Origin of the sequence: Streptomyces sp. UNOC14_S4 (assembly GCF_020740835.1) — a bacterium.
Taxonomy (GTDB): domain Bacteria; phylum Actinomycetota; class Actinomycetes; order Streptomycetales; family Streptomycetaceae; genus Streptomyces.
The window spans coordinates 1-8,304 of record NZ_JAINFC010000347.1 but is presented as its reverse complement, the minus strand read 5'-3'; the positions used below and the strand labels follow the sequence as shown (position 1 = coordinate 8,304).

General features: G+C 70.1%; 7 protein-coding genes. 5 read left to right on the top strand and 2 right to left on the bottom strand.

Annotated elements, in window-relative coordinates; genetic code table 11:
• Positions 1 to 320: 320 nt before the first annotated feature.
• Positions 321 to 1,853: a peptide MFS transporter gene (locus K6I34_RS25890; RefSeq protein WP_229329026.1), complete on the bottom strand. Its 1,533-nt coding sequence runs from the start codon at positions 1,851 to 1,853 to the stop codon at positions 321 to 323.
• 474 nt (positions 1,854 to 2,327) lie between these two features.
• Between K6I34_RS25890 and K6I34_RS25885 the strand changes: the two genes are divergently transcribed.
• Entirely contained in the window at positions 2,328 to 3,008 is a 681-nt protein-coding gene (locus K6I34_RS25885; RefSeq protein ID WP_121800295.1) for a response regulator transcription factor, read from the top strand.
• Between the two features lie 61 nt (positions 3,009 to 3,069).
• Positions 3,070 to 4,329, top strand: a complete 1,260-nt coding sequence (locus K6I34_RS25880; RefSeq protein WP_229329024.1) for an ATP-binding protein — start codon at positions 3,070 to 3,072, stop codon at positions 4,327 to 4,329.
• Between the two features lie 146 nt (positions 4,330 to 4,475).
• Here the strand turns inward: K6I34_RS25880 and K6I34_RS25875 are convergent, their stop codons facing one another.
• The gene (locus K6I34_RS25875; protein WP_229329022.1) at positions 4,476 to 4,961 is read right to left on the bottom strand and encodes a GtrA family protein; all 486 of its coding nucleotides are present in this window, start codon (positions 4,959 to 4,961) and stop codon (positions 4,476 to 4,478) included.
• A 278-nt stretch (positions 4,962 to 5,239) separates the two neighbouring features.
• Here K6I34_RS25875 and K6I34_RS25870 point away from each other — a divergent pair, with 278 nt between their 5' ends.
• Genes K6I34_RS25870 through K6I34_RS25860 form a run of 3 tightly spaced genes read left to right on the top strand, consistent with a single transcriptional unit; the run spans position 5,240 to position 8,126 of the window.
• Positions 5,240 to 6,370 carry a 5-(carboxyamino)imidazole ribonucleotide synthase gene (locus K6I34_RS25870; RefSeq protein ID WP_229329028.1) on the top strand — a complete coding sequence of 377 codons (1,131 nt, stop codon included), beginning with the start codon at positions 5,240 to 5,242 and terminating at the stop codon, positions 6,368 to 6,370.
• On the top strand, positions 6,367 to 6,897 hold the full coding sequence (gene purE, locus K6I34_RS25865) for a 5-(carboxyamino)imidazole ribonucleotide mutase (protein WP_229329020.1): 531 nt from the start codon (positions 6,367 to 6,369) through the stop codon (positions 6,895 to 6,897). Before K6I34_RS25870 ends, purE begins: the two co-directional genes overlap by 4 nt.
• Positions 6,898 to 6,929: 32 nt before the next feature.
• Complete coding sequence (locus tag K6I34_RS25860; protein ID WP_229329018.1) at positions 6,930 to 8,126, top strand: dipeptidase; 1,197 nt, start codon at positions 6,930 to 6,932, stop codon at positions 8,124 to 8,126.
• The last annotated feature ends 178 nt before the right edge of the window (positions 8,127 to 8,304 follow it).

Genomic DNA, 8,304 nt, shown 5'->3' with positions numbered 1-8,304 from the left:
CGGTTGGCTATCCGTAGGGGGCACCTACGTCCGCTGTCGGCTCTCCGCAGGACTGGGCGCGCCCCATCAGGGGCGCGGGGAACGGCGCGAGCAACCAGCGACAGCCCGCAGACGCCGGACGGACACGAGTGACCGAGCTCGTAGGCGGCATTGAGGGGCGCGGGGAACTGCGCGACCAGCCCCCACCGGACCCGCAGCCGCGCGCAGCGTAACGGTGGGCGCAGGTGGCAACGGCGCGTACCCCACCCCCGTCATGAAACGACGCGCCCCCGGCGTGAAGAACACGCCGGGGGCAGTCGGTGTAACGGACAGTTACCGGATCAGTGGACGTCGCCCATGAGGGTCGCGATGCGCTTGCGGTAGGCCCAGATGGCCGCGCCCGCCGCTGCTGCGACGACCGCCTCGCCCAGGATCACGCCGGTGCCGTTGAGGTTGACGCCCGCCGTCTTCAGCAGGGCCGTGGTGCAGTCGCCCGCGGTGGTCGCGAGGAACCAGACACCCATCATCTGGCTGGCGTACTTCTGCGGCGCCATCTTCGTGGTCAGCGACAGGCCGACCGGGGAGAGGCACAGCTCGCCGACCGTCTGGAGCATGTAGATCATGATCAGCCACATGGGGCTGACCTTCGTGCCGTCCGAGGCCATCGCCATCGCGATGGCGAAGACGGCGAACGACAGACCCGCGAAGAGCATCGCGTTGGCGAACTTCACCGCGGTGCCGGGCTCGCGGTTGCGGCGGCCCAGGTTCAGCCACAGGGCGGCGAAGACGGGCGCCAGGACCACGACCCACGCCGAGTTCACCGACTGGAACCAGGTGGACGGGAAGTTGAAGCCCGCGATGTTGTCGGTGGTCTTCTTCTCGGCGAAGAGCGACATCGTCGAACCGGCCTGGTCGAAGATCATCCAGAACACGGCGGCGGCGATGAAGAAGAAGATGTAGCCGCTGACCTTGGTCTGCTCGGAGTGCGTCAGCTCCTTGTCACGCTTGATGCGCGTCAGCACGGAGACCGGGACGAACAGGCCGAGCAGGGCGATCGGGACCAGGGCCCAGTTGACGGTGAAGACACCGGAGCCGATCACGATGCCGTAGAAGACGGCGGCGACGGCCAGCCAGACGAGGCCCTTCTTGAGCCACATGTTCCGCTCGGCGGCCGTCAGCGGCGTCGGGACCTGGCTGCTCTTCGGGTCCAGGTTGCGGGTGCCCAGCAGGAAGATCACGAGGCCCAGCGCCATACCCATGGCGGCGATGGCGAAGCCCAGGTGCCAGTTGACCTTCTGGCCGACGGTGCCGATGACCAGCGGTGCGGCGAGGCCACCCATGTTGATGCCGATGTAGAAGAGCGTGAAGCCGCCGTCGCGGCGCGGGTCCTCCGGGCCGTCGTAGAGGTGGCCGACCATCGTGGAGATGTTGGACTTCAGCAGACCCGAGCCGATCGCCACCACGGCCAGACCGGCGAAGAAGCTCGGCTTGCCGGGCAGGGCGAGGATCAGATGACCCGCCATGATCACGGACGCGGCGATCGCGACCGTCTTGCGGGGACCCCAGACGCGGTCGCCGAACCAGCCGCCGGGCATGGCGAGCAGGTAGACCATCGCCACGTAGACGGAGTAGATGGCCAGCGAGGATGCCTCGGGCATCGCCAGACCGCCGCCCTGGCTGCCGGGCTTGGCGTCCGGGCCGCCGGCGATCAGGTAGACGACGAGCAGAGCCCGCATACCGTAGTAGGAGAACCTCTCCCACATCTCGGTCAGGAAGAGAAAGGCCAGGCCGCGGGGGTGGCCGAAGAGGGTCTTGTCACTGCGGGAGGCAGGGGTCTCCTGCGACGCAGCACCCTTCGTCAGGCTGGACGCCATGGGGTGATCCTTGTGTCTCGGGACGCGCGGTGGAGCAGGGTGCGCGCCCGGGTGGGGGTTGGCCGGCACCGGCTACTGCACTGCCCGCCCCCACGCCCCAGGGGTTCGGCCCCTCGCGAGCGAGAGGCCGACAGGACAGCCGTAGACCGGGATCCACGCCCCCGCGCACCTTCGCGCGGCGGACCCGGCCGACAGGTCATTCACTGTTTTCAAGGCTGCCTGAGGCAACCTCGTGCACAACAGAGACCTCCGGCGCATTGCTGGTCGTGCCGAAGGTCCCCCGAGAGTGCTACAGACGTGCTGGTCACCATACGTCACACACTGCCCGGAAACGGAAGGAGTTGAGACGCGGATCACAGGCAGGGCTGGAACCATTCGGATACGTTCGAAGGTGAATTTGGTCTTGGAGAAGTGTTGCCCTCGGTAGCTCTGAGTGCACCTCTGACGTGCGCCCGGGCGGACTACCATCAGTCCATGACCCGAGTACTGCTCGCCGAGGATGACGCATCCATCTCGGAGCCGCTCGCGCGCGCCCTGCGCCGTGAGGGCTATGAGGTGGAGGTGCGCGAAGACGGTCCGACGGCGCTCGACGCCGGCCTCAAGGGAGGGGTGGACCTGCTCGTCCTCGACCTCGGGCTGCCCGGCATGGACGGCCTGGAGGTCTGCCGCCGACTGCGCACCGAGGGCCACGGTTTCCCCGTGCTCGTCCTCACGGCCCGCGCCGACGAGGTGGACACGGTGGTCGGTCTGGACGCCGGCGCCGACGACTATGTCACCAAGCCCTTCCGGCTCGCCGAGCTGCTGGCCCGTGTACGGGCCCTGCTGCGCCGCGGCGCGGTCGAGTCCCACCAGCAGCCCCCCGCGACCCACGGGGTGCGGATCGACGTCGAGTCGCACCGCGCCTGGATGGGCGACGAGGAACTCCAGCTGACCGCGAAGGAGTTCGACCTGCTCCGGGTGCTGGTGCGGGACGCCGGCCGGGTCGTCACCCGTGACCAGCTGATGCGCGAGGTCTGGGACACCACCTGGTGGTCCTCCACCAAGACCCTCGACATGCACATCTCCTGGCTCCGCAAGAAGCTCGGGGACGACGCGGCCAACCCGCGTTACATCGCCACCGTCCGCGGCGTCGGTTTCCGCTTCGAGAAGAGCTGAGCCGAGCCGCCCCAGGGCCCCCTGCCGGGCTGCCTGCGTACCACCCCGCCCGGAGGGCACCGTGCGTCGCCGACTGATCAATTCCACGCTCGCCGTCGTGCTCGTCGTGATCGCCGTGTTCGGGATCTCGCTCGTCATCGTCGAGACCCGCACCATCGAGAGCAGCGCGCAGGAGAGCGTGCAGTCCGAGGCCGTGCGCCTGGTCAGCATCGTCGACAGCAGGCTGGTCGGCGGGGAGCGGGTCGGCGCCGAGGTGCTGCGTGAGCAGATCACCCCCGAGCGCTACGCCCGCATCGAGATTCCCGGGCGGCCGGTCATCGAGATCGGCACCCGCCCGGAGGGCGGTGTCATCTCCGACACCCGCAAGGGCGAGCAGGGCGAGACGGTACGGGTCGAGGAGTCCCGTTCCACGGTCAGCCGCGAGGTCGGCCGCACTCTGCTGGTGATCCTCGCGGTGGCGCTGCTGGCCGTGGTCGCCGCCGTCTTCCTGGCCGTACGGCAGGCGAACCGGCTCACCGCGCCGCTCACCGACCTCGCCGAGACCGCCGAGCGGCTGGGTTCCGGCGACCCCCGGCCCCGCCATCGCCGCTACGGCGTGCCCGAGCTCGACCGCGTCGCGGACGTCCTGGACTCGAGCGCCGAGCGGATCGCCCGCATGCTCACCGCCGAGCGCAGGCTCGCCGCCGACGCCTCGCACCAGCTCCGTACGCCGCTGACCGCGCTCTCCATGCGGCTGGAGGAGATCACGCTCACCGACGACCCGGACACGGTCAAGGAGGAGGCGACGATCGCCCTCACCCAGGTGGAGCGGCTCACCGACGTCGTCCAGCGGCTGCTGACGAACTCCCGCGACCCCAAGTCGAGCTCCGCCGTCACCTTCGACCTGGACGAGGTCGTCAAGCAGCAGATCGAGGAGTGGCGCCCCGCCTCCCGCAGCGAGGGCCGCGCGATCGTCCGCTCCGGCAAGCAGGGCCTGCGGGCCGTCGGCACGCCGGGCGCGGTCTCCCAGGTCCTCGCGACGCTGATCGAGAACTCCCTGATGCACGGCAGCGGCACGGTCGCCCTGCGGACGCGCGTCACCGGCAACCAGGCGGTCGTGGAGGTCACGGACGAGGGCCCCGGCGTCCCGCCGGACCTGGGCGCGCGCGTCTTCGAACGCACGGTGAGCGGCCGCAACTCCACGGGCCTCGGCCTCGCCGTGGCCCGCGACCTTGCGGAAGCGGACGGCGGCCGCCTCGAACTCCTCCAGCCGAATCCGCCCGTCTTCGCCCTGTTCCTGAGCCGCGAGCCGGACCACCACGCGACGCCGAGCGCCCCTTGAGCCGAGCGCCCCGTAAGGGGCGCGGGGCTGTGCCATTGTGCGGCTCCGCCGCGTGGGCGCGACCAGCCACAGCGGACCCGCTGTCGCGCGCCGAGCGCAAGAGGCACCCCAGTGGGCGCACGGGGGTCCGGGGGCGGAGCCCCCAGTCAGCGGAGGACGGTGACCCTGTCCGGCTCCGCCTCCGCGGCGGCAGCGGACGGCAGAGCCCGGAACACCCACGTCCGGTACGACCAGAAGCGGAACACCGTCCCTATCCCCAGCCCCACCACGTTCTTCGCGATGTTGTTGGCGAACGAGGACGTGAACCCCAGCCCGTAGTACGAGATCGCCAGGATGCCGTTCTCGATCACGAGCCCCGCACCGCTGAAGAGCAGGAAGAGCGTCAGCTCTCTGCTCCGCCGTGACTTCTCCGCGTCGCGGTACGTCCAGTACCGGTTGCCGACGTAGTTCGCCCCGATCGCGACGGCCGTCGCGATCACCCCGGATCGCACCACCGCGAGGTTCAGCCAGTGCCAGCAGATGTTGAAGACGATGAGGTTGACCACGAAGCCGATGGCCCCGACCGCGCCGAATTTCGCGATCTCGCGGGCCAGCCGCTCCAGCCGGGAACGCATGGCGTGCCGTGGACTCATAAAGATCGTCAGGCTCCGTTTGAAGGGGGCTGTGCGCGGACATGCGGACATCGGGCCCGCGAAGCAGCATTCATGCTATCCAGCGGCCCGCTGTCGCCGCGGGGCGGAGTCGATGAACGTGAGGAGAACGCACGCCATGTCGGCCACCGGCCGGTCACCGGAAGGCCGCCGAACCGACAGTAACCGTTGCCCGTGTTTCTCGGATGATCCTCCAAGCCGGGGCGGGAGTGGTTCGCGCGTGCGGATACTCTGGGGGCGTGACGTTCCCGGTAGTCGGCATGGTCGGTGGCGGTCAGCTCGCCCGTATGACCCACGAGGCGGGCATCCCCCTCGGTATCAAGTTCAAACTGCTCAGTGACACCCCGCAGGACTCGGCGGCCCAGGCGGTCAGTGATGTCGTCATCGGCGACTACCGCGACCTGGACACCCTTCGTGCGTTCGCACAAGGCTGTGATGTGATCACCTTCGATCACGAACATGTGCCCACCGAGCACCTCCAGGCTCTGGAGGCCGACGGAATCCCCGTCCGCCCGGGGCCCGACGCATTGGTGCACGCCCAGGACAAGGGTGTGATGCGGGACAGGCTCGACGCGATCGGTGTGCCGTGCCCCCGGCACCGGGTCGTGGCGGACCCCGCGGACGTCGAGCGGTTCGCCGCCGAGGGCGACGGCTTCCCCGTTGTCCTGAAAACGGTGCGCGGCGGTTATGACGGAAAGGGGGTTTGGATCGTCCGCAGCGCAGAAGAGGCGGGTGAACCCTTCCGCGCCGGTGTGCCCGTGCTCGCCGAGGAGAAGGTCGACTTCGTCCGCGAGCTCGCCGCCAATGTCGTCCGCTCCCCGCACGGCCAGGCCGTCTCGTACCCCGTCGTCGAGTCCGTCCAGGTCGACGGCGTCTGCGACACCGTCATCGCCCCCGCGCCCGGTCTGCCCGAGGAACTGTCCGCGTACGCGCAGCAGCTCGCCCTGCGGATCGCCAAGGAGCTGGAGGTCGTCGGACACCTCGCCGTCGAGCTCTTCGAGGTGCGTGACGCCGACGGCAACCCGGCCGTCCTCGTCAACGAGCTGGCGATGCGCCCGCACAACTCCGGCCACTGGACCCAGGACGGCGCGATCACCTCGCAGTTCGCCAACCACGTGCGTGCCGTGCTGGACCTCCCGCTCGGCGACCCGCGCCCGCGCGCCAAGTGGACGGTCATGGCCAACGTCCTCGGCGGCGACTACCCCGACATGTACTCCGCGTACCTCCATTGCATGGCACGCGACCCGGGGTTGAAGATCCATATGTACGGCAAGGACGTGAAGCCCGGCCGGAAGGTCGGGCACGTCAACACCTACGGCGACGACCTGGACGACGTGCGCGAGCGCGCCGCCCACGCCGCCGGATACCTGCGAGGAACGATCACCGAATGAGCAACGGCTCCCCCCTGGTCGGCATCGTCATGGGCTCCGACTCCGACTGGCCCGTGATGGAGGCGGCGGCCAAGGCCCTGGACGAGTTCGAGGTCCCCTACGAGGTCGACGTCGTCTCCGCGCACCGGATGCCGCGCGAGATGATCGCGTACGGCGAGCAGGCCGCGGAGCGCGGTCTGAAGGCGGTCATCGCGGGCGCGGGGGGAGCGGCCCACCTTCCCGGAATGCTCGCTTCCGTCACCCCGCTGCCGGTGATCGGCGTGCCCGTGCCGCTCAAGTACCTCGACGGCATGGACTCCCTCCTGTCGATCGTGCAGATGCCGGCCGGTGTCCCGGTCGCGACCGTGTCCGTCGCGGGCGCCCGCAACGCCGGCCTGCTGGCCGTACGGATGCTCGCCGCCCACGACCGCGAACTGCTGGAGCGGATGCGCCGCTTCCAGGACGAGCTCAACGAGCAGGCCACCGAGAAGGGCCGCAGGCTGCGGGCCAAGGCGGACAACAGCGCCGGGTTCGGCTTCGGGAAGTAAGCGCAGCAAGCGCCGTGAAGGAGGAGGAAGCCGTGCAGGAACAGGAACAGGGACAGGAACTGGCCCGGGCCCGTGAACTGCTCGCCGAGCACCCTGTCGTCGACGGTCACAACGACCTGCCGTGGCGGCTGCGCCGTCAGGTCCGCTACGACCTCGACCGGCGCGACATCGCCACCGACCAGAGCGCCGATCTCCACACCGACCTGCCCCGGCTGCGCGCGGGCTGTGTCGGCGCGCAGTTCTGGTCCGTCTACGTCCGCACCGACATGGCCGGTGACGAGGCGGTCAGCGCCACGCTGGAACAGATCGACGTCGTACGGCAGCTGGCCGCCCGCTACCCCGCCGACCTGCGCCTCGCCTTCACCGCCGACGACATGGAGGCGGCGCGCGCCGAGGGCCGCATCGCCTCCCTCATGGGCGCCGAGGGCGGCCACAGCATCAACAACTCCCTCGCCACGCTCCGCGCGTTGCACCGGCTGGGCGTGCGGTACATGACCCTCACCCACAACGACAACATCCCGTGGGCCGACTCGGCGACCGACGAGCCCGCCGTGGGCGGCCTGACGCGCTTCGGCGAGGAGGTCGTGCGCGAGATGAACCGCGTCGGCATGCTCGTCGACCTCTCGCACGTCTCCGCCGACACGATGCGCGACGCCCTGCGGGTGACCGAGGCGCCGGTGATCTTCTCGCACTCGTCGGCGCGCGCGGTGTGCGACCACCCGCGCAACATCCCGGACGACGTACTGGCCGCCCTCCCCGCCAACGGCGGCGTGGCCATGGCCACCTTCGTCCCGAAGTTCATCCTCCAGGCGGCGGCCACCTGGACGGCGGCCGCCGACGAGAACCTGCGCGCCCACGGCCTGCACCCTCTCGACACGACGGGCGAGGCGATGGCCCTCCACCACGCCTTCGAGACGGCGAACCCCCGCCCGTTCGCCACGGCGTCGACGGTCGCCGACCACCTCGACCACATGCGCGAGGTAGCCGGCATCGACCACGTCGGCATCGGCGGCGACTTCGACGGCACGGCCTTCACCCCGGCGGACATCCCGGACGTCTCGGGCTACCCCAACCTGATCGCGGAGCTCCTCCGCCGACGGTGGTCGGAGGCGGACCTGGCGAAGCTGACGTGGCGCAACGCGGTGCGCGTCCTCGGGGACGCGCAGTCGTACGCGGCGGGTTGCACGCGCTCTCCGTCCAACGCGACGCTGGCCTCTCTCGACGGCTGACGCCCAGGGCTCCGCCCCGGGGCCGCGCTGCGCCTACCGGGCTGCCTCTTGCGCTTGGCGCGCGGCCGCGCGTCCGGTGGGGGCCGCTCGCGCAGTTCCCCGCGCCCCTACTTCCTACCGCTGGTTGTGGGCATGCGTTCCGCAGGGCTGGGGGCACCTCCCGGACGGAGTCTGGGGG

Coding starts and splice junctions, on each gene's coding strand:
- K6I34_RS25890 (WP_229329026.1), bottom strand. CDS start 1,853: ATGGCGTCCAGCCTGACGAAGGGTGCTGCGTCGCAGGAGACCCCTGCC.
- K6I34_RS25885 (WP_121800295.1), top strand. CDS start 2,328: ATGACCCGAGTACTGCTCGCCGAGGATGACGCATCCATCTCGGAGCCG.
- K6I34_RS25875 (WP_229329022.1), bottom strand. CDS start 4,961: ATGAGTCCACGGCACGCCATGCGTTCCCGGCTGGAGCGGCTGGCCCGC.
- K6I34_RS25870 (WP_229329028.1), top strand. CDS start 5,240: ATGGTCGGTGGCGGTCAGCTCGCCCGTATGACCCACGAGGCGGGCATC.
- purE (WP_229329020.1), top strand. CDS start 6,367: ATGAGCAACGGCTCCCCCCTGGTCGGCATCGTCATGGGCTCCGACTCC.